Origin of the sequence: Frankia sp. KB5 (assembly GCF_002099325.1) — a bacterium.
In the GTDB taxonomy this organism is placed as follows: Bacteria; Actinomycetota; Actinomycetes; order Frankiales; family Frankiaceae; genus Frankia; species Frankia casuarinae.
In genome coordinates, this window is sequence record NZ_MRUJ01000003.1 from 1 (window position 1) to 25,662 (window position 25,662).

21 protein-coding genes are annotated in these 25,662 nt (G+C 72.2%); 6 read left to right on the forward strand and 15 right to left on the reverse strand.

Annotated features, from left to right (window positions below; all coding sequences use genetic code 11):
- Positions 1-154 precede the first annotated feature (154 nt).
- Both pgeF and ftsZ read right to left on the reverse strand, forming a co-directional pair.
- Positions 155-838 (reverse strand): peptidoglycan editing factor PgeF, encoded by a 684-nt coding sequence (pgeF, locus tag KBI5_RS00600; RefSeq protein ID WP_085014026.1) that lies wholly within the window; start codon positions 836-838, stop codon positions 155-157.
- A 23-nt stretch (positions 839-861) separates the two neighbouring features.
- Positions 862-2,352, reverse strand: coding sequence for a cell division protein FtsZ (gene ftsZ, locus KBI5_RS00605; protein WP_085014027.1), 1,491 nt, complete (start codon positions 2,350-2,352; stop codon positions 862-864).
- 435 nt (positions 2,353-2,787) lie between these two features.
- Here ftsZ and murC point away from each other — a divergent pair, with 435 nt between their 5' ends.
- Both murC and KBI5_RS00615 read left to right on the forward strand, forming a co-directional pair.
- Positions 2,788-4,296 carry a UDP-N-acetylmuramate--L-alanine ligase gene (gene murC / locus KBI5_RS00610; protein WP_011435859.1) on the forward strand — a complete coding sequence of 503 codons (1,509 nt, stop codon included), beginning with the start codon at positions 2,788-2,790 and terminating at the stop codon, positions 4,294-4,296.
- A gap of 333 nt (positions 4,297-4,629) precedes the next feature.
- Positions 4,630-5,079, forward strand: a complete 450-nt coding sequence (locus tag KBI5_RS00615) for a nitroreductase family deazaflavin-dependent oxidoreductase (protein WP_011435858.1) — start codon at positions 4,630-4,632, stop codon at positions 5,077-5,079.
- 57 nt (positions 5,080-5,136) lie between these two features.
- Here KBI5_RS00615 and murG read toward each other — a convergent pair whose 3' ends face one another.
- The 10 genes from murG to mraZ all read right to left on the reverse strand — a co-directional run bounded on the left by murG (position 5,137) and on the right by mraZ (position 17,928).
- A complete protein-coding gene (murG, locus tag KBI5_RS00620) occupies positions 5,137-6,267 on the reverse strand; it encodes an undecaprenyldiphospho-muramoylpentapeptide beta-N-acetylglucosaminyltransferase (RefSeq protein ID WP_085014028.1) in 1,131 nt (376 codons plus the stop codon).
- 3 nt (positions 6,268-6,270) lie between these two features.
- Positions 6,271-7,863 carry a putative lipid II flippase FtsW gene (gene ftsW, locus KBI5_RS00625; RefSeq protein ID WP_011435856.1) on the reverse strand — a complete coding sequence of 531 codons (1,593 nt, stop codon included), beginning with the start codon at positions 7,861-7,863 and terminating at the stop codon, positions 6,271-6,273.
- A gap of 2 nt (positions 7,864-7,865) precedes the next feature.
- Complete coding sequence (gene murD, locus KBI5_RS00630; RefSeq protein WP_085014040.1) at positions 7,866-9,281, reverse strand: UDP-N-acetylmuramoyl-L-alanine--D-glutamate ligase; 1,416 nt, start codon at positions 9,279-9,281, stop codon at positions 7,866-7,868.
- Between the two features lie 4 nt (positions 9,282-9,285).
- Positions 9,286-10,353: a phospho-N-acetylmuramoyl-pentapeptide-transferase gene (gene mraY, locus KBI5_RS00635; RefSeq protein ID WP_085014029.1), complete on the reverse strand. Its 1,068-nt coding sequence runs from the start codon at positions 10,351-10,353 to the stop codon at positions 9,286-9,288.
- A gap of 49 nt (positions 10,354-10,402) precedes the next feature.
- On the reverse strand, positions 10,403-11,806 hold the full coding sequence (gene murF, locus KBI5_RS00640) for a UDP-N-acetylmuramoyl-tripeptide--D-alanyl-D-alanine ligase (protein WP_011435853.1): 1,404 nt from the start codon (positions 11,804-11,806) through the stop codon (positions 10,403-10,405).
- Positions 11,803-13,437 carry a UDP-N-acetylmuramoyl-L-alanyl-D-glutamate--2,6-diaminopimelate ligase gene (locus KBI5_RS00645; protein WP_011435852.1) on the reverse strand — a complete coding sequence of 545 codons (1,635 nt, stop codon included), beginning with the start codon at positions 13,435-13,437 and terminating at the stop codon, positions 11,803-11,805. The genes murF and KBI5_RS00645 overlap by 4 nt, the downstream gene beginning before the upstream one ends.
- A gap of 73 nt (positions 13,438-13,510) precedes the next feature.
- Positions 13,511-15,523, reverse strand: coding sequence for a penicillin-binding protein 2 (locus tag KBI5_RS00650; protein WP_085014030.1), 2,013 nt, complete (start codon positions 15,521-15,523; stop codon positions 13,511-13,513).
- Positions 15,520-16,185, reverse strand: a complete 666-nt coding sequence (locus KBI5_RS00655; RefSeq protein WP_011435850.1) for a hypothetical protein — start codon at positions 16,183-16,185, stop codon at positions 15,520-15,522. Before KBI5_RS00655 ends, KBI5_RS00650 begins: the two co-directional genes overlap by 4 nt.
- 101 nt (positions 16,186-16,286) lie before the next feature.
- Positions 16,287-17,273: a 16S rRNA (cytosine(1402)-N(4))-methyltransferase RsmH gene (gene rsmH / locus KBI5_RS00660; RefSeq protein WP_043590549.1), complete on the reverse strand. Its 987-nt coding sequence runs from the start codon at positions 17,271-17,273 to the stop codon at positions 16,287-16,289.
- A gap of 223 nt (positions 17,274-17,496) precedes the next feature.
- Entirely contained in the window at positions 17,497-17,928 is a 432-nt protein-coding gene (gene mraZ, locus KBI5_RS00665) for a division/cell wall cluster transcriptional repressor MraZ (protein WP_011435848.1), read from the reverse strand.
- A gap of 460 nt (positions 17,929-18,388) precedes the next feature.
- Here mraZ and KBI5_RS00670 point away from each other — a divergent pair, with 460 nt between their 5' ends.
- From KBI5_RS00670 to KBI5_RS00680, 3 genes are read left to right on the forward strand one after another with little or no spacing between them, the layout of a single operon-like run.
- Positions 18,389-19,417 carry a MoxR family ATPase gene (locus KBI5_RS00670; RefSeq protein ID WP_011435847.1) on the forward strand — a complete coding sequence of 343 codons (1,029 nt, stop codon included), beginning with the start codon at positions 18,389-18,391 and terminating at the stop codon, positions 19,415-19,417.
- 38 nt (positions 19,418-19,455) lie between these two features.
- Complete coding sequence (locus tag KBI5_RS28335; protein WP_085014041.1) at positions 19,456-20,859, forward strand: DUF58 domain-containing protein; 1,404 nt, start codon at positions 19,456-19,458, stop codon at positions 20,857-20,859.
- Positions 20,856-23,423, forward strand: a complete 2,568-nt coding sequence (locus tag KBI5_RS00680) for a DUF3488 and transglutaminase-like domain-containing protein (RefSeq protein WP_241882583.1) — start codon at positions 20,856-20,858, stop codon at positions 23,421-23,423. Before KBI5_RS28335 ends, KBI5_RS00680 begins: the two co-directional genes overlap by 4 nt.
- On the opposite strand, the gene KBI5_RS00685 is transcribed toward KBI5_RS00680, so the two are convergent.
- Both KBI5_RS00685 and KBI5_RS00690 read right to left on the reverse strand, forming a co-directional pair.
- A complete protein-coding gene (locus KBI5_RS00685; protein WP_011435844.1) occupies positions 23,371-23,781 on the reverse strand; it encodes a DUF3040 domain-containing protein in 411 nt (136 codons plus the stop codon). The two genes, KBI5_RS00680 and KBI5_RS00685, sit on opposite strands and share 53 nt — an antisense overlap.
- 167 nt (positions 23,782-23,948) lie before the next feature.
- Positions 23,949-24,761: a methyltransferase domain-containing protein gene (locus KBI5_RS00690; protein ID WP_011435843.1), complete on the reverse strand. Its 813-nt coding sequence runs from the start codon at positions 24,759-24,761 to the stop codon at positions 23,949-23,951.
- Between KBI5_RS00690 and KBI5_RS26050 the strand changes: the two genes are divergently transcribed.
- Positions 24,760-24,999 carry a hypothetical protein gene (locus KBI5_RS26050; protein ID WP_035730597.1) on the forward strand — a complete coding sequence of 80 codons (240 nt, stop codon included), beginning with the start codon at positions 24,760-24,762 and terminating at the stop codon, positions 24,997-24,999. The genes KBI5_RS00690 and KBI5_RS26050 overlap by 2 nt on opposite strands.
- 76 nt (positions 25,000-25,075) lie before the next feature.
- Here the strand turns inward: KBI5_RS26050 and KBI5_RS00700 are convergent, their stop codons facing one another.
- Complete coding sequence (locus KBI5_RS00700; RefSeq protein WP_235608347.1) at positions 25,076-25,576, reverse strand: SAV_6107 family HEPN domain-containing protein; 501 nt, start codon at positions 25,574-25,576, stop codon at positions 25,076-25,078.
- Between the last annotated feature and the right edge of the window lie 86 nt (positions 25,577-25,662).

Genomic DNA, 25,662 nt, shown 5'->3' on the forward strand with positions numbered 1-25,662 from the left:
GGCCGGTCCGGGGCAGGCCGGTCCGGGGCAGGCCGGTCCGGGGCAGGCCGGTCCGGGGCAGGCCGGTCCGGGGCAGGCCGGTCCGGGTCGAACGGTCCGTCGGACTCCCCCGAGCCGGATGCGCCATGCCTCGCGGGCATCTCGGGCCGGTGGATCATGGCGTCGGCCCGAGCCAGGCCAGACCGGCGAAGCGTCCCGTCCGACCCTMTCGACGGTAGGAGTAGAGCTCCGGATCCTCGGCGGTGCATCGAGCAGAAATTGTTATATCGGTCACACCGGCGGCGGCGAGTTGACGACGGATACCGGCACGCAGGTCGATCGCCGCGGTGCCGACGCGGGTGGTGGCCGCACTCCCCGGCACCTGGGTATCCACCTCGCAACGAAGATCCTCCGGCACCTCGTAACAGCCGGCACAGATACATGGACCGATGGTGACACGGAGCTCGTCCCGRGCGGCGCCGAGCCGCTCGAGGGCCCCAAGAGTGGCGTGTATCACGCCACTGGCCATCCCAACCCGGCCGGCGTGCGCCACTCCCACCACCGCGGGGGCCTCGAACAGCACCGGTGCGCAGTCGGCAACCATCACGGCGAGCACGAGGCCGGGGACATCGGTCACCAGCGCGTCCGCCTGTGGAGGCGGCCCGTGCCGACGCAACACGGCGACCTGCCTCCCATGCACCTGCCGCATGTACTGGACCGGCATCCGCAGCCGGTCGACGAGCCGGCGTCGGTTGACGGCGACGGCCTCGTCGGCATCCCCGACGTGGTCGCCCAGATTGAGTCCCTCGAACGGCGGGTCGCTGACCCCGCCCGAGCGCGAGGTGACGAGAACCGGCATGCCGGAAGTCTGCCTGGCACCGGCTACTTGAGGAAGTCCGGCACGTCCAACTCGTCGTCGTCGGCCACCGGCCGCACCGGCCGGCGAGGCGGGTAGGTCGGCCGGGGAGCAGTGCGCGGCGGCTCCGGGCGGTGCTGACCATAGGCCTGATCGACCGGCGGCTCCACCGGTTCACGGTTCGGCGGGGCGAGGCGAGACTCGATCGTCGGGATCACGGTCGATTCGGCCGTGGCGGCCGCAGCGGGTTCGTTCGAGGCCGGCGCCCCCGGCAGCGGTTCCGGGTGGTAATGACCGACGTTCGACGGCGCGATCGGCGGCGGGGGTGCCTGCAGGTAGCTCGGTGTGGGCGGCGGGACCGGCGCGACGGGCGGGGGCGCGGCGGGGGTGGCGGGGGCGGCGGGCGGCGTCCGAGACGGGACTGTGGAGATCGTCGGCAGCGGCGGCAGGATCGTTGTCGCGGGCGAGGTGGCCGGGGCGGCCACCGTCGGCGGCCCGGCAGCCGACCCGCCGGCCGGCCCCGGCGGGCGCCGCTGCCCCGCCGCGTTGAGGGTGCGGGTCCGCCGGTCCTGGACGGTGTCGAAGCCGGCGGCGATGACCGTCACCCGCACCTCGTCCCCGAGTGCGTCGTCGATGACCGCACCGAAGATGATGTTCGCTTCCGGGTGGGCCGCGTCGGCGACCAGCTCGGCGGCCGCGTTGATCTCGAACAGGCCGAGGTCCGACCCACCCGAGATGTTGAGCAGCACCCCCTGAGCCCCGTCCATGCTCGCCTCGAGCAGGGGGGACGCGATGGCCTGTTCGGCGGCGACGGTGGCCCGGTCGTCGCCGCGGGCCCGTCCGATGCCCATCAGGGCGCTGCCGGCATGGGACATGACCGTCTTGACGTCGGCGAAGTCCAGGTTGATCAGGCCGGGCGTGGTGATCAGGTCAGTGATGCCCTGGACACCGGAGAGCAACACCTGGTCGGCGCTGCGGAAGGCGTCGAGAACGCTGATGTCCCGGTCCGTCATCGCCAGCAGACGGTCGTTCGGGATGACGATGAGGGTGTCGACCTCATTACGCAAAGTGTCGATACCGGTGTCGGCCTGAGTGGCCCGGCGCCGACCCTCGAAGGTGAACGGCCGGGTGACCACACCGATGGTGAGTGCTCCGAGGGAGCGGGCGACGTTCGCGACGACCGGCGCACCGCCGGTACCCGTGCCACCACCCTCACCCGCGGTGACGAAGACCATGTCGGCCCCCTTGAGGACCTCCTCGATCTCCTCCCGGTGATCCTCGGCAGCCTGGCGGCCGACCTCGGGGTCGGCTCCGGCGCCGAGGCCTCGGGTGAGCTCACGGCCGACATCGAGTTTCACGTCGGYGTCGCTCATGAGCAGGGCCTGGGCATCGGTGTTGATGGCGATGAACTCGACGCCCTTGAGACCGACTTCGATCATCCGGTTGACGGCGTTGACGCCACCACCACCGATCCCGACGACCTTGATGACCGCGAGATAGTTCTGTGGGGCAGCCATGCGGTGTCGGTCCTCCAGCGGCGTCGGTGGTCGGACGGGGGTTACCCCGCCCCTGCGCCGCCGCGGGAAGGCGGAGCCGCGCGGCGAGCGAGGAAAGCAGTCGAAGTCTCAACCTTCACCGTCAGCTAGACGGTTACAGTTATGTCAACTTCCGACTGTGGATCGGACAGTAGGCACGGCTTCGGCGGTGGTCAAGGACGCTGTCGGCGCGTCACGACTTTCCCCGCATGGTGGCTTCGCCACAATGCGGGGACCCCCGCCCCGGAAGGAGTCTGTGGTAACCGTGACTCGCCTCCGGCGACCTTCCCGGCGCAGCCGACGGGGGCTTCGTCTCAATGTACGGACCCCGATCAATGTACGGATCCCGACGCCTGGCCGTGCCACGGATCAAGAGACCTCACCACCACCGGGGCCGATGATGGTGTACTGCCTCCCGTGACCGGTCAGCGCACCCAGCACGTCCATTTCCTCGGCATCGGAGGCAGCGGCCTGTCTCCGCTGGCCCAGATCCATCTCGCGGGCGGCGGGACGGTGAGCGGCAGTGACTCCGAAGACTCGCCCCGGGTGGCGACCCTACGCGCACGGGGGGTACCGATCCGGATCGGGGCCACGCCCGGTCCGGCCGCCTTCGCCGCCGAGCTCGCCGGTGCGGATGTCGTGGTCGCGTCCAGTGCGCTGCCCGACGACCATCCGGAGATCGTCGCCGCCCGCGCGCTCGGTCTGCCCGTGCGCCGCCGTTCGGAATGGCTACCGGAGCTCACCGCCGGCTACCGGCTGGTCGCCGTCGCCGGTTCGCACGGCAAGTCGACCACCTCGGCGATGCTCACCCTGGTCCTGCGCGCCGCCGGGCTGGATCCCACGGCGGTCATCGGCGCGGAGGTGTCACAGCTGGGAGGGAACGCGCTGGCCGGCTCCGGCGACGTCTTCGTCCTGGAGTCCGACGAGTACGGCGGCGCCTTCGCGGGCCTCGACCCGAGCATCGCCGTCATCACCAACGTCGAGTGGGAGCACCCTGACGTCTTCCCCGACGAGGCATCGGTCCGGACGGCCTTCGCCGCGTTCGCCCGACGGGTCCGGCCGGGTGGACGACTGGTCGTCTGCGGAGATCATCCCGGGGTGGTCGCCGTCCTCACCGAGCTGGGTCGCCAGCGGCCCGGCAATGACGTCGCGGTGAATGACGTCGCGGTGATCGACTACGGCTTCGGTGCCGAACGCCACTGGCGCGCCGTCGACGTCGTCACCACCGCGGGGGACGACATGACCAGGGCGACCGTCCTGCGGGCCGGTCAGGAGATCGGCGCGCTGACCCTGACGGTACCCGGCCGGCACTCGGTGCTGAACGCGCTCGCGGTCCTCGCCACCGCCACCGAGCTGGGAGTCGCTCCCGCCCAGACCCTCACCACCCTGACGACCTTCACCGGCGCGGCCCGACGGTTCGAGTTCGTGGGCTTCTGGAACGGCCCCGCCGACAGCACCGGCGTCGGACCCGCCGGAGGTCCGGGCAGCCTGGAGGTGATCGACGACTACGCGCATCATCCGACGGAGGTCCGTCTGACGCTCGCCGCGGCCCGTTCACGGGCTCGGGGACGGCAGATCTGGACGGTACTCCAGCCACATACGTTCAGTCGGTTCGCCGCGCTACTGGACGACTTCGCGGCCGCGTTCAGCGACGCCGACCGGGTGTACGTCACCGACATCTATGCCGCCCGCGAGACCGACGACCTCGGTCTGCATGCCGTCGACCTGGTCAAGCGGGTGAGCGAGCCGGCGGCAACATACTACGTGTCCTGGCCCGAACTCGTCGAACGACTCGCCACGGACGTCCGCGTCACCCTGAGCGACGAGGCGTCGCGGGGGATCCTGCTGCTCACGCTCGGAGCGGGAACGATCACCACGGTCGGTCCCCGGCTGCTGGCCGCCCTGGGCTTCTCGGCGGCCGGTTGACCGTTGCATGTGAGCGTCCAATGGCGCTCTCATGCCGCCTTACCTCGCCGCGACGGGTACTCCCCCACGGCCGTCCGAACGGCGGTGAGGTACCGCGGTGGGGTACCGTCGAAAACAAGAAGGGCTTCAATTCTCTCGTACAAAGAAGTGCCATCCGATGCCCGTGAGACGGCGCCTCCTCCCCGGCGTGAAAGCGGCACCGCGCCGCGGACCCGTAACGCCGACGCGACGTCCCGGGCGATGATCCTGCCGGCTGTTGCCCGGCGTCGATGGTTGACTGCCGCAACACGCCCCCGCCGGCATGGCCGGCGGCGACAGGTGAGGATCGAGACGATGGCCGACACGCAGGACCCGCGCAGACCTGGCTTCGACGTCAGGGCGGTCAATCAGACCGTGATCGCCGAGTACCGGGCGACTGGCGGCGTGTTGGAGAAGACGCTGCCCGGTTCCAGGCTGGTGCTCGTGACGACGACCGGGCGGCGCAGCGGGAAGGAGCACACCACCCCGCTGGGGTACGTCATGGACGGCGGTCCCGGCCGCATCGTCGTCTTCGCGTCCAACATGGCCGCCCCACGGCATCCGGACTGGTACCAGAACCTGACGGCCGAGCCGAAGGTCGTGGTGGAGCTCGGCACCGACCGGTTCGAGGCCGAGGCGTTGACCGCCACCGGGGACGAGCGGCAGCGGCTCTACGAGGCACTGGTCGAGACGATGCCGGGGATCCGCGGCCACCAGGAGCAGGTGGAACGGGAGATCCCGGTGGTCGTGCTGGTCACGCTGTGATAACCGGCCAGCGTTGGACACCCCCTGGCTGTCCAGCGGCCGGGGACGGCGGAGCGGTCAGGGAGCCGCGTGCCGCGGGCGGGATCGCCGCCGGGTGGCGGCGGCGTCCCGGATCATGGCGACGATCGCGGCGGCGGCCTGGGGATGGCCGCTGCCGGCGCAGGCGGCCGACATCTTCGCCAGCCGTTCGGCGGAGATGAGCACCGGCAGCGCGTTCTCGAGCAGCCAGGACGCGCTGAGCTCGGCGTCGTCGACGAGGAGACCACCGCCGGCCTCCACCGTCGGCAGCGCGTTGCGGCGCTGCTCACCGTTGCCGTGCGGCAGGGGGACGTACACCGCCGGGAGCCCCGCCGCGGCGAGTTCCGCGCATGTCATCGCGCCCGACCGGCACAGGGTCATGTCGGCCGCGGCGTAGGCCGAGGGGATGTGGTCGAGGTACGGCCGCAGCTCGTATGGCGTGGGCAGGTCGAGGGGCAGCGCCGCGGCGACCTCGTCGAAGTTCTTCGGTCCGGTCGCGTGCAGCACCTGGATCCCGGCGGCGGCAAGGGGATGCGCCGCCGCCGTCATCACCTGGTTGAGCGAGCGGGCGCCCTGCGAACCGCCGAAGACGAGCAGGGTCGGYCGGTGCGGGTCGAGCCCGTAGCGCGCCCGGGCGGCCCGCATCGCGGCCGGGGAACGGTCGAGGGTGAGGATCTCCCCCCGCAGCGGGATCCCGGTGAGCGTCGCGCCGCGCAGGGGCGTGCTCGGGTAGGACGTGGCGACGAACGGGGTGAGCCGGGCGCCGAGCCGGTTGGCCAGTCCCGGCAGCGGGTTCGCCTCGTGCACCACGATCGGGATGCCGCGGCGCCGGGCGGCGAGGTACGCGGGCGCGGACACGTATCCACCGAACCCCACGACCACGTCCGCCCGAACCAGGTCGAGGGTCTCCCCCGCCTGACAGATCGCGTCGAGGAACCGGGCGGGCAGCTTGAACACGGCCGGGGTGGGGCGGCGCGGCATCGGGACCTTCGGCACCGTCGCCAACTCATGGCCCCGGGCGGGCACCAGGCGCGCCTCCAGACCGGTCGCGGTGCCGARCAGGGTCAGCCGTACCCGGGAGTCGGTCGCCCGCAGCGCGTCCGCGACGGCGAGTGCGGGTTCCACGTGGCCGGCTGTCCCGCCGCCGGCGAGCACTACGCTTCGCAACATCGGTCAAGACGATGACACATCACGCCGTCTCCCGGGCAGCCCGGCCCCGGTCACCCGGGCCCGCACACGGGATGATATGCGCCCCGACGAACGCCCCGACCCAGACTCCGGCACCGGACCCACCGGACCCGACCGCGCGTCGTCGACCGGTACGAGGCCGAGGTCCGGTCGGTGGCCCCGGCGGCCGGGCGGCCGCCTCTCCTCCCGCGGTATCACCCCGGTGGCATCGGCGCGCCGCTCCCGGCCGCGGCGCCAGCGCTGGCGGCGCCGGCCGGACGCGGCGAGACGCGCGGCGTGGCGTTCCTCGGCCCGTCGGGACAAGAATTCGGCCGCGGCCGGCTCGGACCGGGCGAAGGAGAGCAGCATGCCGAGGGCCGCGAGGGTCGGCAGCAACGCGGAGCCACCGAACGACACCAGCGGAAGGGTGACGCCGGTAATCGGCAACAGACCCACGACGGCACCTATGTTGACCACCGCCTGGACGAGGATCCAGGCGGTGACCCCCGCTGCGGCGAGCCGGACGAACAGCTCGTCACAACGGTGCGCAATCCGCAGGCCCGCGTATCCCAGCACGCCGAACAGGCCCACCACCACCAGGCTGCCGACCAGCCCGAGTTCCTCGCCGATGATCGCGAGGATGAAGTCGGTGTGCACCGCGGGCAGTAACTGCGGCCACTTCTCCCGGGATGCGCCAAGGCCCTCCCCCCACCAGCCGCCGGTCGACAGGGCATAGATGCCCTGCACGGCCTGGAAGCCGTCGCCGTGCGCGTCGGCGAACGGATCGGTGAACGACAGCAGGCGCCGGACGCGGTAGGGCTCGACCACGGCGAGGACCGACGCCGCCGCGACCATCGATCCCAGGATCCCGGTGTAGAGGCGCATCGGGGTACCGATCACCCACAGCACGGTCAACGGCACGACGGTCACGCAGATCGCCCCGCCGAGATCCGGTTCCAGCAGCAGCAGCAGGTCGATGAACAGGAACACCGGGACCAGCGGAACGAGCAGGTGTTTGGGGTCGGACAGCAGCCGCCGTTTGCGGACAAGCAGATCCGAACACCACAGCGCAAGGGCGATCTTCGCCAACTCGCTGGGCTGGATCGTGATCGGCCCGACGACGATCCACTGGCGGGCGCCACCACGCACGCTGCCGATACCCGGGATGAGCACCGCCATCAGCATCAGCACGGTCCCGAGCAACAACGGGTAGGCAAAGGCGCGGAAGACCCGCACAGGCAGCCGGGAGGCGACGGCGACCACCGGCAGACCGATCGCGACCCAGATCACCTGCCGGATGAACAGCGTGTAGGAGGAGCCGAAGTCGGCGTAGGAGCGCACGCTCGACGCCGACAGGACCATGACCAGTCCGAGCACCAGCAGCAGAGCGGCCGAGGACAGCAGCAGGTAGTAGGACGCCAACGGCCGGTCGAGCAGCGGCAGCCGTGCTTCGGCCCCGTCCGCCGCGCCGGTTCCCCCGCCGGCGGAGTCGGGCTCGGCCGCGGAGCCGGTTCGCACGGCTTTGGGCCCTCGCGCCGCCCGCGCGGGCCGCGCCGACGTCCCGGTGGAYGGCGGCGACGACGCTCCCGACCCCGCCACGGTTACCCCTCTCGTGCGCGGACCGCCGCCGCGAACAGATCTCCGCGCGCCGCGTAGTCCCGGAACATGTCCATCGAGGCCGCGGCCGGCGCCAAGAGCACAGTGTCACCGGTGGTCGCGAACGCCGCCGCAGCCTTCACCGCATCGTCCATGCCGTCAGCCCGTTCCACGGGGACATCGGGGGCGTGTCGGGCGAGAGCGGCGGCGATCTCATCGGCGCAGCGCCCGATGAGGACCGCGGCGCGCAGCACCCGGCGCGCGTCGCGGACGAGATCGTCGAAGGCGAGGCCCTTGTTGAGGCCGCCCGCGATCCACACCACCGAGGGGTAGCCGGCCAGCGACGCGGCGGCGGCGTGTGGGTTCGTCGCCTTGCTGTCATCCACCCAGCGGACCCCGTCGATGACGGCCACCTCGGCGTTGCGGTGGGCGCCGGGCCGGAAAGCGACGAGCGCCGCGCCGATCGCGGCCGGGCCAACGCCCTCGGCGCGGGCAAGCGCGGCGGCGGCCAGCGCATTGGAGATCATGTGCGGACTTGTCAGCACGAGGTCACGGACGGCGACCAGCCGCCCGCCACCGAAGGCGTCGTCGACGAGGTGGCCGTCGACGACGGTCAGGCCGGGCCGCGGCCGGGCCGCCGGGTCGAGACCGAACAGGACCCGCCGCCCCGGAGCGGCGGCGAGCAGGTCCGCGCTGGTTGCGTCGTCGGCGTTGCCGATCGCGGTCGTCCCGGGACGACGCCAGATCCCCGCCTTCGCTGCCGCATAGGCCGCCGCGCCCCCGTGCCAGTCGAGATGGTCGGGGGCGACGTTGAGCACGGCCGCGGCGAGGGGGGCCATGGTGTGGGTGTAATGGAGCTGGAAGCTGGACAGTTCCACCGCGAGGGTCTCGTAGGGCGGCTCGGCGGCAACCGCGTCCACGATCGGGGTCCCGATGTTCCCGGCGGTGGTGGATCGCCGGCCACCGGCGGCGAGCATCGCGCCGAGCATCTCGGTGGTCGTCGTCTTGCCGTTCGTTCCCGTGACGGCGAGCCACCGGCTCCCACCCCGCCACCGCCAGGCGAGCTCCACCTCCCCCCAGACCGGGATCCCGGCGCCGGCCGCCCCGGTGATCAGCGGGGCCGTCGGCGGGACGCCGGGCGAGGTGACGACGAGGGCGCTGTCCCCGGGGCCGGCCGGCAGGCCGCCGAGGTTCACCTCGGCCCCGAGCGCCCGCAGCGTCGCGGCCGCACCCTGGTGACGTGGGGAGTCGCCGGCGTCGACGACCCGGACCCGCGCACCGCGGGCAAGCAGCGCCCGGGCCGCGGCGAGCCCGGAGACCCCGATCCCGACGACCAGCACGGGCAGGCCCGCCCAGGAGATCGAGGTCGTGAGGTTGCCTGGGCCCTGACCGTCGCSCGGGCCCTGACCGTCGCCCGTCATGGCGTCAGCCACCTCCGTGGGAGAGGAACTCCGCGTAGAACAGGCCCAGGCCGAAGGCCACCGCGAGTCCCGAGACGATCCAGAATCTGATGATCACCGTCGTCTCGGGCCATTCGGCGAGCTCGAAATGGTGATGGATCGGCGCCATGTTGAACACGCGTTTCTTCGTCGCCTTGAAGAACGCGACCTGGATCATCACGGACAGGGTCTCGATGACGAACAGGCCGCCGAGGACGACGAGAAGCAGCTCGGTCCGGCTGACGATCGCGATACTGGCGAAGGCACCGCCCAGCGCGAGCGACCCGGTGTCCCCCATGAAGATCTTCGCCGGGCTGGCGTTCCACCACAGGAACCCGAAACAGGCCCCCATCGCCGCCGCCGCGACCAGCGCGACGTCGAGGGGATCACGCAYGAGGTAACAGCCCGCCTCGGCCGCGTGCGGCTCGCACAGGTTGCCGAACTGCCAGAAGGAGATGATGACGTACGCGCCGAACACCATTGCCGAGGTGCCGGCCGCGAGGCCGTCGAGGCCGTCGGTGAGGTTCACCGCGTTAGAGGTCGCGGCGATGATGATCCAGGCCAGCAAGGGAAAGGCGATGATGCCGACGGAGAGACTCGTGTCCCGCACGATCGAGATGTACGTCGAGCCGGGGAGCAGCCCGGCGTCGTTCTTGAACCGGACGGCCAGCAGGCCGAAGACGATCGCGACCGCGGCCTGCCCGGTGAACTTCATCCGGGCGGTGAGCCCGAGGCTGCGCTGCTTGCGGATCTTGATGTAGTCGTCCAGAAAGCCGACCAGGCCAAGCCCGGTCATCACCATCAGCACAAGCAGACCCGACGCGGTGAACCCGATGCCGGTCACCAGGTGGGCCAGGAAGTACCCGGCCAGGGCAGCGACAATGATGACAGTGCCCCCCATCGTGGGGGTGCCCCGCTTGGTCAGGTGGCTGGACGGCCCGTCCTCGCGGATCTCCTGGCCATATCCCTGCCGGCGGAAGAGCCGGATCACCCAGGGTGTGCCCAGCAACGACACGACCAACGCGACCATGGCCGCGATAAGAACGCCTCTCACKCGTGCGTCACCCGCGCGGGTCCGCGTGTGTGAAGCCAGCCGTCCGCCGTCATGTCCCCTCGATCCCGGCGCCGAGGACGCCGAATCTGGTCACCAACGCCTCGGCGACGCGCTCCAGACCGAAGGACCGGCTGGCCTTGACCAGTACCACGTCATCCGGTCCGGCCTGCGCGGCCACCAGGGCCACCGCCTCCTCGGCGTCGGTCACCTCCACCGACTCCCCGTCCCAGGAGCCTTCCAGCGAGGCGCCCAGGTGGATATGGCGGGCCGCCGGACCCACCGCGATCAGTCGATCGACCCCGAGGCGGACCGCGAACCGGCCGAGCACGTCGTGCTCGGCGGCGGCGGCGTCACCGAGTTCCCCCATCGGACCGAGCACCGCGAACGCCCGGCCCTTCCCCCGCATGTCCACCAACGCCTTCAGCGCCGCCCGCATCGACTCCGGGTTCGCGTTGTAGGCGTCGTTGACGACCACCACCCCGGCCGCGGTGGAGGTCACCTCCATCCGCCACCGGCTGCGCGGGCGGGCGGCGGACAGCGCCGCGGCGACCCGGTCCGGGGACAGCCCCAGCCGGATCGCGACGGCCGCCGCGGCCAACGCGTTCGGCACCTGGTGCGCGCCGACGAGCCCGAGGGTCACCCGATGGTGCTCGCCGTGCGCCAGCAGGTCGAACGAGGCGCGGCCCAGCCGGTCGACATCGACGGCACCGGCCCGCACGTCGGCCCGTCCACCCTCCCCGAAAGTGATCACTTCGGCCGTCGTCCGAACCGCCATCGCCGCGACCAGCGGGTCATCGGCGTTGAGCACGACGGCCTCGCTCGCGGCCTCGGCAAGCTCGCCCTTGGCCGCGGCGATCCCCAGCCGGCCGTCGGCGTACTCGCCCAGGTGGGCACTGCCGACGTTGAGGACCACCCCCACAGCCGGGCGGGCTACCGCGCAGAGGGTGGCGATGTGCCCCGGACCGCGGGCACCCATCTCCAGGACGACGAACGCCGTGTCCGGCTCGGTGCGCAGCAGCGTCAGCGGCAGTCCGATCTCGTTGTTGAAGGAGCCGGGCGCGGCCACCGTCGGGGCGAGCCCGCCCAGCACGTCGGCGAGCAGGTCCTTGGTCGTCGTCTTGCCCGCCGACCCGGTCACGGCGACCACGGTGGCGGCGGCCAGATCACGGACGTACGCGGCGAGCGCGGCGAGCGCCGAAGGCGGATCGGGAACGATGACGGCCGGCTCGCCCACCGACCGGGCGGCGAGCACGGCGGACGCGCCGGCGGCGACGGCGGCGGCGGCGAAGTCGTGCCCGTCGACCCGGCTGCCAGCCAGGGCGACGAACAAGGCGCCGTCGCGGACCTCGCGGGAGTCGACGACGACCGAACGCACCGTGACGCCCGGGTCGGGCACCGCGTCGAGCCGGCCGCCGGTCGCCGACGCGACCTCGGCCAGGGTCAGCGGGATCATCTCCTCTCCACCGAGGAGAGCGCGGCGCGCAGGGCGACCCGATCGTCGAAGGGGGTCACCACCCCCGCCTGTTCCTGGCCCGACTCATGACCCTTGCCGGCGACAACGACGGCGTCCTGAGGTCCGGCCTCGGCCACGGCGGCCGCGATGGCCGCGGCGCGGTCCGGTTCGACCAAGACCGTGGCCGAGGCCGACAGCGCCGTGACCCCGGCGAGCATCTGGGCGAGGATCTCCGCCGGATCCTCCGAGCGCGGATTGTCGTTCGTGAGGATCGCGACGTCGGCGAGTGTCGCCGCGGCGGCCCCCATCAGCGGGCGCTTGCCGCGGTCGCGGTCGCCACCGCAGCCGAGCACGACGATGACCCTGCCCTTCACCAGCGGGCGAACCGTCTCGAGCAGCGTCGTGACCGCGTCCGGGGTGTGCGCGAAGTCGACCAGGGCCAGGAACGGCTGGCCGGCGTCGACCCGCTCCATCCGGCCGGGCACCCCGGGCAGGGAGCCGATCCCCGCCGCCGCCGTGGCCGGGGGGACCCCGATGGCGACGAGCAGCGCCAGCGCGCCGAGCGTGTTGGCGACGTTAAAGGCGCCGGGCAGCGGCACGGACAGATCCACCCGCAGCCCGTCCGGACCCTCGGCGCGCAGCAGTGTGCCGGTCGGCCCGTAGGAGACGTCCCGGGCCGTCCAGTCGGCCGGCCCCTCGACGGCGAACGTGATCGCGCCGGGATGCCGTTCGGCGAGCCGGCGGCCCCACCGGTCCGCCACGCCGATCACCGCGACGGCGGTCCGGGCCGGGTCGAACAGGGACGCCTTCGCCGCGAAGTAGTCCTCCATGGAGGAGTGGAAGTCCAGATGGTCCTGGCTGAGGTTGGTGAACACGGCCCCGGCGAAGTGCAGGGCGTCGGCCCGGTGCAGGGCCAGCGCGTGGCTGGACACCTCCATCGTGGCGGCCCCCACGCCACGCTCGACCATCGTGGCGAGCAGGGCCTGCAGGTCGCTCGCCTCCGGGGTGGTGCGGGCGGAGGCCAGCCGTTCGTCGGCGATCCGGGTCTCGATCGTGCCGATCAGGCCCGTGGTGTGGCCGGCGGCGCGCAGCCCGGCGTCGAGCAGGAAGGCCGTGGTCGTCTTCCCGTTGGTGCCGGTGACGCCGAGCAGGCGCAGCGCCGCAGAGGGATCACCGTAGATCCTCGCCGCCACCGGGGCGAGGTCGCGCCGTGGATCGTCGCTGACAAGCACCGGGACTTCCCCGGGGGGGCCGGGCGGCATGGCCGCGATCCGGCGGGCGCCCTCGGCGTCGGTGAGCACGGCGACGGCGCCGCCGGCCACCGCGGCGGCCGCGAAGGCCGCACCGTGCGTGTGGGCACCGGGCAGTGCCGCGTGGAGGTCGCCCGGCCGGACCGCATGCGAGTCGTGGGTGACGCCATGCACGATCACGTCCGTGTCCGTGTCCGCATGTGTGTCCGCATGTGTGTCCGACGGCGAATGTCCCGCACCCGCGAACGCCGCCGGCTCCGGGACGGGCGCCACGGCCGCGAGCACCGCGCGCAGATCGGCGAGGCTGCACGCGGGCGGGGCAGCCGGTCGAGGTGCCGGAGAGGTCACGGTCACGACCTTAGTGGGGGCGGGCACGGCCATCCCCACGGGCGCCCGGGCACGGCGGTGGTCCAGCCGACCTTCCCCGCCCACCACGTCCCGGCGCGGATCGCGATCATCTGTCCAGGTCGAGCAGGAGCGGTGCGGGCCTGGTGATCGGCTGTGGCACGCCGAGGGTGGTCAACGCGAAGGACATGACACGTTGGAACACGGGCGCGGCGACCTGACCGCCGAAGTAACCCTTCTTCGGGTTGTCCAGGACGATCTCCACCACCACCCGCGGATCATCCGCCGGGGCGAACCCGATGAACGAGGGAACGTAGCCCTGGTAACCGCCGTGCAYCGGGTCGGGCCGTTTGGCGGTRCCCGTCTTGCCGGCCACCCGGTAACCGGGAACCTCGGCAAGCGGCGCCGTGCCCTCGTTCGTCGCCACCGCCTCGAGCATCCGGGTGAGCGTGGCCGCGGTCTGCGCGCTGACGACGCGCTGACCAGGCGGTTGGGGAGTCACCTTGACGACGCCGTCCGGACCGGTGATGGCGTCGACAAGCCGCGGGGTCACGCGAACACCGCCGTTCGCGATAGTCGCGTACACCGAGGCCATCTGGAGCGCCGTCGCCGACATGCCCTGCCCGTAGGAAATGGTGGCGGCCTGGCTGCCCGACCAGTCCCGGGCTGCCGGCAGCAGGCCGGCGCCCTCGCCGGGGAAGTTCAGACCCGTGCGGGCACCGAGCCCGAACGAGCGCAGCGCCTGCTCCAGCCCGATCCGCCCGACCCGCTCGGAGATCTCCACGGTGCCGATGTTGCTGGAGCGGGCCAGGACGCCGGCGGCGGTGAGATGTTCGACGCCGTGCGGCTCGGAGTCCTCGATGCGTACCCCACCCCGGGTGATGAACGGCGGGATGGTCATCGGGGTCTCGGAGGTGATCAGACCGCGGTCCAGCGCCGCGGCCATCGTGATCACTTTGTTGACGCTGCCGGGCTCGTAGGCGTCCCGCGTGGACCGATTGCCCAGCGCCGGGGTGTCCCGGGCGGTGATGTTGTTCGGGTCGAACTGCGGCGCGTCGGCCATCGCGAGGATGTCCCCGGTGCGGGGGTCCATCACGACGGCCGTGCCGCCGTCGGCCTCGGAGGTACGGACCGCGTCGGCGATCGCGTTCTGGGCGTTCCACTGGATGTCCCGCTCGAGGGTCAGGCGCAGCGAAGAACCCGGGATCGGGTCCTTCTCGCGGCTCTGGCCCGAGGGGATCTCGATGCCCGCCGGGTTCGCCTCCAGTCGGCGAAGGCCGTCGGTACCGCGCAGCACCTCGTCATACGCCAGCTCCAGCCCGCCGCCGCCCTCGAGGATGTCACCATCGCCGTGCCGCATGAACCCGATGACGTTCGCGGCCAGTTCCCGGGACGGGTAGGTGCGTCCGCGTTCCTCGGTGATGCCGATACCGCGCAGCCCCAGGGCGCTGACCTTCTCCGCCACGTCCGGAGTGAGCCCGCGGGCGAGGTAGACGAACTTGATGTGCTCGGCCGGGTCGGTGGTAAGCCGTCTGCGCAACGCCTCGGTGCTGTCGTCGAGGACCGGCGCGAGCTTCGCGGCCGTCCCCGCGATGTCCCTGACGTTCGTCGGGTTCGCGTAGACGGCCCGCAGCTCGACATACTGCGCGAGCGTGTGGCCCGCCCGGTCGGTGATGGCGCCACGCGCCGCGGGCAGCACGATGGTCCGCAGCCGCTGGGCCTCGGCCTGGGCCGCGTAGGTGGAGGCGGAGAAACCCTGCAGCTGGGTCAGGCGCAGCCCGAGGACACTGAGGACCGCGCACATGAGCACGATGGACACCCGCAGCCGCCGACGCGGGCTGCCCAGCCGGTAGGCGCGACGAGCCGGGGGGTGCCGCGGCCGGCTGACCCGACCGGGACGCCAGGGCACCGAGCCTGGCCGGCCCACATACCGGCCGCCCGGATACCGGCCGTCGTGCTCCTCGTCGCCGTACTCGTCCGCACCGGGCCCGTCGCCGACCGCCCGACCCGGGTCGTCGACATCCCTCCGCAACCGACCGCCATACACTGAAGGTGGCGGTGGAGGAACAAGGCGTAGCCGTCCGCGGCCGCGCTGAGGGGAGCCCGGGGGCGTCGAGCTCACTGCCCGGCTCCGGCCTTTCCCGCCGCCCCGATCGCGGCACCACCGGCCGCGGCAGCGTTCGCCCCGGTGGCGGGAAGGTGGGCGTGAGCGGTTCCGCCGGCACCACCCGCCGTCGCGCCGGCCGCTGGCTGACCGTTCTTCCCGGGACCGCCGGTCTTCCCGGGACCGCCGGCCGGGCTCGGGCCGGGCGATGCGGGCACGACGATGATGACGGATCCGCTGCCCGGTTCCCGGGCCAGGGTCCGGGAACCAACGGGCAGCGGAGCGCCCGGCGGAAGGTATTCCGGTATCCCGCCGGGGATCATGCCGTAGCGGGAGGCCTGCGCGGCCAGCGACGCCGGATCGGAGAGCTGGTCGGCATGCACCGACAGCGCCTGTTCCTCGTCGGCCAGGGCGGACGCCCGATTGCGCAGAGTGTTGGCCTGGAACGAGTTCTCCATCAACGCCAGGTTCAGCAGCAGCAGGCAGAGCAGACCAGCGCCCAGCAGGACCAGCAGCAACACGACGAAGGGACCCTTGCGGCCCCCGTCCGGCGCAGGCCGGACCACCGCGAGCCGCGCCCGGCTCGACGCCCGGCGCGGCTGCGGGCCGATGGCCGGAGCGGTCGCGGCGGCCGAGCGGGCCGCGGGCCGCCCCGTCGAGGGGGTCGGGGCGCTTGTCATCCGCCCAGGGCCCCCTTGCCCGGAGCCGGTCCGGGCGGAGCCGGTCCGGGCGGAGGCGGAACCGGAACGCCCGGCGCGGGCGAGCGGCTGCGCGGGAGCGGTCACGATGCACCTCCGGTCGGTTTCCGGGTGTGGTCCGGGTTCGGCGCGGTACGTTCGACGGCACGCAGGCGGACGGAGGCCGCCCGCGGGTTCTCGGCCTTCTCGGTCTCGCTCGCCGGTTCCGCACCTCGGGTCAACCAGCGCAACCTGGGGCCCGCGCCCTCGGGCACCACCGGCAGGTCCGGCGGGACCGAGGCCTCCGCGTAGCCGCGCAGTTGCCGCTTGACCAGCCGGTCCTCAAGCGAGTGGTACGACAGGACGACGAGCCGGCCGGACACGGCCAGCGCGTCGAAGGCCGCGGGCAACGCCCGGGCGAGCACGTCGAGTTCGGCGTTGACCTCGATACGTAACGCCTGGAAAGTGCGTTTTGCCGGATTGCCGCCGGTCCGCCGGGCCGGCGCCGGGATGGCGTCGCGTACCAGGTCGGCGAGCCGCGCCGAGGTGGCGAACGGGGTGACGGCCCTGGCCTGGACGATCGCACCGGCGATGCGGCGGGCGAAGCGCTCCTCGCCGTATTCCCGCAGGATGCGGGTCAGCGCGTCGGCATCGTAGGTGTTGAGGACGTCGGCGGCCGTCCTGCCCCGTGTCTGGTCCATCCGCATGTCCAGCGGCGCGTCCCGGGAGTAGGCGAACCCACGGTCGTCCGTGTCCAGCTGCAACGACGACACGCCGAGGTCGAACAGGATGCCCTGCACCACCGGATGACCGAGCCGGTCCAGGATCTCGGCCACCTCGTCGTAGACGGCGTGGACGAGCTCCACCCGGCCGGGGGCGAGCCCGTGCAGCCGCTCACCGCTGCGCTCCAGGGCGTCGGGGTCGCGGTCGAGCCCCACCAGCCGTACGTGCGGGAAGGCCGTGAGCACAGCCGCGGCATGCCCACCGAGACCCACCGTCGCGTCCACCACGATCGCTCCGGATGCCCGCAGGGCGGGAGTCAACAAAGTCAGTACACGGTCGGTCAGCACAGGCGTATGTGTGGCGTTCAGTGCTGAGCCTCCCTCGACCGCTCGTGGACCTCGTCTTCAGATGTGCTGACGGGCATGGGGGCTTCGTCGGCGGAAGCCACCGGGCGGCGGGCCCGGGTCGGGTGACCGGGGCCGACCGCCCTCGCGTACGTCCCGGATGCCGGCCGCCGGGGAAGGGACAGCCGGAGGGGACGGTGCGCGTGGCGAGCCCGCGGAGCACCCGGATCCATGAACCCAAGGCAGCTCAGATCACTCCGGGCAGGACCTCCTCGGACAGCTCGGCGAAGCTCTCCTCCTGGCTTTCCAGGTAGGCCTGCCACCGCTGGGCATCCCAGATCTCAATCCGGGTGTTGGCCCCATTGACCACGCAGTCGCGCATCAAGCCCGCGTAGGACCGCAGCGGAGCCGGAACCGTGATCCGCCCCTGCCGGTCCGGCACGTCGTCCGCGGCCGAGGAGAAGAACACCCGACTGTAGTCACGCAACGCCTTTGCGGTAACCGGAACGGTACGGAGGGACTCGCTGATCCGAGTGAACTCCGCCATCGGAAAGACGTACAGGCAGCGTTCCTGCCCCTTGGTGATCACAAGCCCCCCCTCCAACTCGTCGCGGAATTTCGCGGGCAGCGTCAGTCGCCCTTTGTCGTCGAGCCGCGGCGCGTGGCTGCCGAGAAACACCGGCAACCTCCTCGCCACTGCGAGGAAGACAGCGACAGGTCACCCCGCGACGGCCACCCGTAAGCTGCTGTCCCCCACTGCGCGCCACTCTACCCCACTCCCCCCCACCCGACACCCCCTCAACACCCCGCACCACCCCACCGAACCCCCTCTATCGGGGGTCGCCCGCGATACCTAAGAAGAAGGTGGTATAAATCGCAAAAAATCAGTACAAATGACTCTGGTGGGCGAAGGAACATTTGGTCTCACTCGCCGTCCCGGCGAGGCCGGTCAGCTACGGACACCTACCCCTCAATCTCCTGTCGGGTTCCGCTTCGAGGCATGTTTCCTCGACCACCACGGCCTGCGCGCCCGCGGTGGATGTCACACTCGGGGGGGGACAGGTCCCACCGGGGCCGGGTCCGCGCATCCCGACGCGCGACGCATCCCGACACTCGACACCCGGAGGGGGGCCAACCTCGTGGTGACCGACCCTGGTCTTCTGCACTGGCGTGACCCGGTGACCGACATCGGCCATCTCGCCGACGTCACCAATCGAGTGCGGACCAGCGTCGAGACGGTCATCGACGGCAAGTCCGAGGCGATCACGACGGCCCTGGTCGTGCTGCTGTCCGAGGGTCATCTGCTGATCGAGGACGTCCCCGGGGTCGGCAAGACCATGCTCGCCAAGGCCCTCGCACGGTCCATCGATGCCCGGGTGCGCCGCATCCAGTTCACTCCGGACCTGCTCCCCGGCGACGTCACCGGAGTCAGCATCTACAACCAGGGCACCCGTGACTTCGAGTTCCGTCCCGGCCCGGTGTTCGCCAACATCGTCGTCGGCGACGAGATCAACCGCGCCGAGCCGAAGGCGCAGTCGGCGCTCCTCGAATGCATGGAAGAACACCAGGTCACGGTCGACGGCGTCACCTACCGGCTCGAGTCACCCTTCATGGTGATCGCGACCCAGAACCCGGTGGAGATGGAGGGCACCCGGGCGTTGCCGGAGGCCCAGCGCGACCGTTTCACCGCCCGGATCTCGATGGGCTACCCCTCCCCCGCGGCCGAGCTGGAGATGCTCGACAGCCACGGCAACGCCAACCCGCTGGCCGGCATCACCCCGGTCACCGACGCCGCCGAGATCGCCAAGCTGATCGCACTCGTCCGCACGGTGCACGTCTCGCCCGAGGTGCGCCACTACATCGTCGACCTGGTCGGCGGGACCCGCACGCATCCCGAGATCGCGCTCGGCGCGTCCCCCCGGGCGGCGCTGCATCTCATCCGTGCTGCCCGGGCCCGCGCGGCCCTGGACCAGCGCGGTTTCGTCCTCCCCGACGACGTTCAGGAGATGGCTGTCCCGGTCATGGCGCACCGCCTACTGCTGCACCCCGAGATCATGCTCTCCGGGGAGCCGACGATCGAGGTCGCCGCCCGCATCCTGACCGACGTCCTGCGCCGGATTCCGATCCTTCGCCCCGGTACGGCACGCCCGACCCGGCACGGCCGTTAGAGCTCCGTGTGCGGAACCTCCGGGTGCGGAACCTCCGGGTGCGTGACTTTGTCGCGGCGCTGCGTGGCCTGACGATCCGCGGCCGGTCGTTCGTCGCCGCCGGCATCGCCTGCGCGGCGTCCGCGGCCGTGCTCGGCGAGCAGGACCTGCTGCGGATCGGCCTGCTCGTCATGCTCCTCCCCGTGCTCGCGGCGGCCTTCGTCTGCCGGACCCGCTACCGGCTCGCCTGCACCCGCCGGCTCGAACCGAGCCGGGTGACCGCCGGGGACCGGGTCTCGGTCCAGATCAGGCTGGAGAACGTCAGCCGGTCGCCGTCGTCGGTGCTCCTGCTGGAGGACGCTGCCGCGGACGGGCTGGGCGGCGGGGCCCGGTTCGTACTCGACCGGATCGAGCCCGGTGGCAGCCGGGACCTGTCCTATGTCCTCCACGCGGGGATGCGCGGCCGCTACCAGATCGGACCGATGGCGATCCGCCTCGGTGACCCGTTCGGGCTGTGCGAACTGTCGCGCAGTTTCCGCAGCCTGGACGAACTGGTCGTGGCCCCCCCGATCGAGCGGCTGCCGCCGGCCCGCCCGACCGGTGCCGCGCGCGTCAGCACCGAGCTGCGCCGCGCGACCGGGCTCGTGGGTGAGGACGAGACGACGACCCGTCCGTACCGGTCCGGCGACGACCTGCGCAAGGTGCACTGGAAGACGACCGCCCGCCGCGGCGAGCTGATGGTCCGGCGCGAGGAGCACCCGCGGACGGGCGGGGCGACCATCCTGATCGACACTCGGGCCCGGGCGTGGCCTGACGGGGGCCCGTCAGCGTCGTTCGAGTGGGCGGTGAGCGCGGTCGGGGCGATCGGCGTCCACCTCGTCCGGGGCGGGTACCGGGTCCGGCTGCTGACCGATCAGGGGCTGGCGGCCATCGCCGCGGAGGGTACCGTCGGCGGGCTCCTTGACGAGCTTTCGACGCTGACGCCCGCCCCCACCGAGTCCCTGTACCCAGCGCTCGCGGCCGGCCGCGGGCGAGTCGATCGCGGCGGCATGTTCGTCGCCGTCCTCGGCCACACCGATGCGCCCACCGCCACCGCGCTGGCCGGGCTGCGGCCCCGCAGCGCCCCGGCGATCGCGGTGCTCGTCAACGTGGCCAGCTGGAGCACCGCCGCGGCGGCCCCGAAGATCGCCGCCGACCTCGAAACGACGCACGCGGTGCTCACCCGCGCCGGCTGGGCGGTCCTCGGCGCGGCGGCGGGCACCAGCCTCGCGGCGATGTGGCCGCGGGTCGCCGCCCGGGCCCGGGGCCCGGGCGGCGTCGGTGCCCCGGGTGCCGCCGGAGTCTCCGGACGTCCCGGGGCCGCGGGACTCACCAGGACCGTGGGACTCACCGGGGCGACGGGACTCACCGGGGCGACGGGACTCACCGGCGATCTCCACACCGGCGGACGGTCGGTGCCGTGAACGCCCGCCCGGTGCCCACAGTGATCGCCACCGTCGCCTGTCTGCTGTCCACCAGCGCGCTGACCCGTCTGTTCGAGGGTGTCCTCTGGTGGTTCGGGCCGGTGCTCGTTGCCACGACCGTGGCCGTCGGGACGGGGGTGGCGAGCCGCCTGCTCCGGCTGCCGGCGGCGGCCGAGATCCTGCTCAGTCTGGTCGGCCTCATCGGCACCGTCACCGTGCTGTCCGCGCGGTCGACGGCGTTGCTGGGCTTCCTGCCGACCGCCACCACGGTCGAGACGCTGCACACGCTCATCTCCGCCGGCGGCTCCGACATCTCACGGCTGGCCGCGCCGGTGCCCGCCCGGCCGGGCCTGGTGGTCCTCACGGTGATCGGCGTCTACCTCCTGGTGATGATCGTCGATCTGATCGTGGTGAAGTTCGACCACCCGACGCTCGGCGGCCTTCCGCTGCTGGCGCTGTATGCGGTGTCGGCGGCGATTCTGCCCGGGGGGGTCGGCGTGGTGCCCTTCCTGCTCGGCGCGGTGAGCTTCATCGCCCTGCTCCTGCTCGACGGGCGGTTGGCGTACGAGCGATGGGGCCGGACCGTCTCCGACCAGCGGAGGGCTGGCGTCGAGATGTTCGGCGGTCGCATCGCCGTGGGCGCGCTCGGGGTCGCCGTCACCGCGCTGGTCGCCGCGATCGTGGTGCCGCTTGGCCTGCCGTCCCTTGACGGCGAGGGACTGGTGTCGCGCAAGGGTGGATCCGGTGCCGGGGACGGTCCGAGTTCGGCCAGCGTCGTGCAGCCGATCGTCTCGGTGAGCCAGCAGCTGCACGCCAGCACGGAGGTGTCCCTGCTTCGGCTGCGCTCCGACGAGCCGAAGTATCTGCGACTGACGGCGCTGGAGAACTTCGACGGCCAACTGTTCACCCTGCGGGCGTTGAATGCCACCCGGGAAGACCGGGTCAGCGAGGGATTACCGAAACCACGGACGGGCGGCGCTACCCAGTCGGTGCGTGCGGAGGTGGCCGTCACCGGGCGGTTCAACGAGCTGTATCTGCCGGTTCCGGGCATCCCAATCCGGATCGAGGGGCTGACCGGCGACTGGCGGCTGGCGAGCCCGACAGGCACGATCTTCTCGACCCGGACCTCGACGGCGAACGCGCACTACCAGGTGGACGCGGTGGTGCCGAATCCCACAAGCGCGCAGCTTCAGGCCGCGACCGGGCCGATCCCGGACTCGCTCGGCGTCGCGACCGCGCTCCCTGACAATCTCGATCCCCAGCTGCGTCAGCTCACCAAGGCCGTGACCGCGGGTGCGCGCACCCCCTATGAAAAGGTGTACGCGATCCAGGAATACCTGCGGGGGCCGCAGTTCACCTACGACCTCCGGGGCGCCCCCACCACGCAGGAGGGCGCGCTCAGCCAGTTCCTGTTCGACACCCACCGCGGCTACTGCGAACAGTTCGCCTCGGCCATGACGGTCATGGTGCGGATACTGGGCCTACCCGCCCGGGTCGCGATCGGCTTCGTCCCCGGGGAGCGGCAGAGCGACGGCAGCTACGTCATCACCAACCGGCAGGCGCACGCCTGGCCCGAGGTCTGGTTCCCGTCGATCGGCTGGATCAGCTTCGAGCCGACCCGCCGCAGCGACGGAACCACCTCGGCGCCGTCCTACGCCCCCRCCGGGCCCGAGGAGCCCGACAACGACGCCGCCCTGCCGGAAGAGCAGGCTCAGGCCGAACCGCAGGCAGTGCCCGAGCCGGTGCCCGTGCCGGATACCTCCACGCCGGCTCCCGGCGACGATCCGACCGCGATGGGCGCTGCGCGGTCAGGTGACGACGCATCGACCTCCACCGAAATTCCCTCCTGGGTGGTCTGGCTGTGCGCTGCCCTGCCCGTCCTGGGCCTGCTAGCCGTTCCGGCGATCATCCGGATCCGGCGGAGGCGGGTCCGGCTGCGCCCGGCCGAAGACGATCCCCCAGATCCGTCTGGGGCGACGGTGGAACGGGTCCACGACGCCTGGGCGGAACTGCTGGACGTCGCCGCGGACCTGGGAATCATGATCCGGCCGAACGACTCGCCGCGGGCCGGAGTGGCCCGGCTGACCGCCTACCTGGACGCCGAGCCGACCACCGCACAGGCTCCGGGATCCGGCCCGGAACCGTCTGCGTGGCAGTCCGGGGGCAGCGAGCCCCCCACGACCTACCCGCAGGCCCGCGCGGCACTCGCCCGACTGGCCTCCGCGGAGGAGCGGGCCCGCTACGCGCCGCCGGAGATGGCCGCGCCGCCGTCCGTCGCAGACCTCAGCGAAGATGTCGTCCTGGCCACCACCACGCTGTTGGCGCTGGCACCGCGGGCCAGGCGGATGTTGGCGCGGATCGCCCCGGCATCGGTTCTCCGGCGCGCCGCGCCGGCCTCGGCGCGCGGACGGTCGAGGATGGGACGGGGAGGCGGTAAGGACGACGGACCCGCCACGCCCACCACGGTTCAGAACGAAGACAATCAGGACAATCAGGACTGGCTGGACGCGGTCAGGGACGGTCCTCCCAGCGCCGCCGCCACCGCTCCTCGACCCGTTCCATGAACGGAGCCCTAGCCCGCGGCTTCGGCTTCGATCCCCCCTGCACGCCGCCCGGCCGCCGGTGACCGGTGTCACGGCCGCTGATCCGGCGCAGGTCTGCCGCACCGCGCAGCGCGGCGAACAACATCATGAGGAAACCGAGGATGCCGAGGATCACCGTCAGCGGTACCCGGTTGAGTACCACACCGACGACCAGGACGGCCAGACCGAGGACGAAGACGACCGCGCTGCGGCGCACCCGGCGCAGCAGATAGGTACGGGGGTCCGTCGAACGCACGGTACTGGCAAACTTTGGATCGTCCTGTACGAGAGCGCGCTCGATCTGCTCCAGCAGGCGCTGCTCGTTCTCCGAGAGCGGCATCGACGCTCCTCCCACGACCTGTAGGCCCGGCGGACGGAACCTGATAACCAAGGATAGGCATGTGCGGGCGGGTGCGGTAGGCAACCTGTCATGCTGGTTGGAACCGAGCGATTCCCGTCACCTGGTCCGTGCCCGAACTGGGGTCTTTCATACCGGGAAATCCACGGTCACGGGAACCCGGCGGCGCCGGCTTCGCGAGCGGTACCAGCGGCACGACGGCGGGCAAGCACGTGCAGCTGTGCCGCGAGGTCACGGAACGGCTCCAGGGCGGCCGCGGCCAGTTCCAGGCGCAGCAGCCGCTGCGCGGTGAAGGGATCGGAGTCGACCCGCGCCCCGGGGACCAGGTCGGCGAACACGCGCACCCCGTGGACGTCGACGACGTCCGCGCCCGCCGCGTTCACCAGCGCGACGATCTCGGCGGTGGTGAACCCGGCGGGCGTCCGGGGCGCCCCGGCGCCCTGGCCGGTCAGCACGGCCTGCGCCTGCTCGAAGCGACCCGCCAGGGCGCGGGCGAGCACCGTGGCAGCCCGGCCCGCGACGACGAGGCTGAGAACGCCTCCCGGGCGCAGCACCCGCAGGGCCCCCGCCAGCGCGGCCTCGGGATCGTCAACGACGTCGAGGACGGAGTGGCACAGCAACAAATCGGCGGTCTCGGCTCCGACGATGCCGGTCAGGTCGGCCAGATCGCCCTGCTCGGCCGTGACCCGGTCGGCGACGCCCCGTTCGTCGGCGCGACGGCGCAACGCTGCCAGGGCGTCCGGCGACGGGTCCACGACGATCACCAGGTAGCCCTCGACCGCCAGGGGTACGGCGAAGCCACCACTCCCACCGCCCGCGTCAACGATGATCGGCGGGATGGCTGTGGCCGTCGGGGCCACCGACCAGGCCGGAACCCCCGCTGCCGATCCGGGCAGGACCGTCCGCAGGCCGTGCCAGATCGCGGCCTGCCGCAGATCCGCGCCGGTGACATGGCTGGTCATGCGCGTCGCGCCTCCTCACGCCGGCATCGTCGGCGCCGCCGTCAGCCCGCTCGCCCACGCCGGAGGACCAGGCGCGTCACCGACCCACGGTGAGGCCTATGGCGACCCCGACGACCAGCCCGCCAGCCGACAGCCCTACGACCCGCAGTACCCAGATGTTGCGACGCGCAACGGCGGACGGCACGGCCCGATGCGCGCCGCGGTGCCGATGCTCAGAACCGGTGAGGACCATCGATGATCTCCTGCTCCGCCAACCACTACCCCTCGGAAGGTAACCGATAGTGACCGATGCTCACCGTAAACGCAACCGCTCGTCACCCACCCGGGGCGCCGCCGGGCCGACCACGGTCAGCCTGCCCTCGGCCCGGCGACATGACCATCGTGACCTCCCCAGGCCCGACCGGACCGGTGCCGGCGATCATCGGTTGGGACGGGAGGCCCAGTACGCCCTCGACAACCCCGACGAACAGATCGACCTGACGGATCAGATCATCGGCCTCCCGCCTGGTCACTACCTTCAGCCCGGCCTCGGCCGCCGATCGCCGGGCGGCCCCCGCCGCGAAGAACTCCGCCCACTCCGCGAGCTCGGGGGCCACCCGGACAAGCAGGCACCAGGCACTCACGGGCCGACCGCGACGACCGGGACGGGGCCGGGCCCGGTCCGCCAGGACAGCGGCCGCCGCCCGCAGCGCCGCGAGGTGGGCGAGGGCGTAGCGCTCCCCGGCCGTCTGGGCGCACTCGGCCTCACCGAGACCGCGCCGGGCGGCGACCAACAGATCGTCGCGGGAGCGGCGAGGCAACCCCGCCGCCGGCACCAGGGTCCGTCCAACCGGCCCGGTGGATCCACCGTGCGGCCCGGTGGATCCACCGGGGCCGCCAAACGCACCCTTACCGCGGGCCG

Bases quoted from the DNA above. Each gene is read 5' to 3' on its own strand.
- murF (WP_011435853.1), bottom strand. From the start codon at position 11,806: ATGATCCCGCTGACCCTGGCCGAGGTCGCGTCGGCGACCGGCGGCCGG.
- KBI5_RS00655 (WP_011435850.1), bottom strand. From the start codon at position 16,185: ATGACAAGCGCCCCGACCCCCTCGACGGGGCGGCCCGCGGCCCGCTCG.
- KBI5_RS00690 (WP_011435843.1), bottom strand. From the start codon at position 24,761: ATGACCAGCCATGTCACCGGCGCGGATCTGCGGCAGGCCGCGATCTGG.
- KBI5_RS00685 (WP_011435844.1), bottom strand. From the start codon at position 23,781: ATGCCGCTCTCGGAGAACGAGCAGCGCCTGCTGGAGCAGATCGAGCGC.
- KBI5_RS00615 (WP_011435858.1), top strand. From the start codon at position 4,630: ATGGCCGACACGCAGGACCCGCGCAGACCTGGCTTCGACGTCAGGGCG.
- KBI5_RS00645 (WP_011435852.1), bottom strand. From the start codon at position 13,437: ATGGCCGTGCCCGCCCCCACTAAGGTCGTGACCGTGACCTCTCCGGCA.
- KBI5_RS26050 (WP_035730597.1), top strand. From the start codon at position 24,760: ATGCGCGTCGCGCCTCCTCACGCCGGCATCGTCGGCGCCGCCGTCAGC.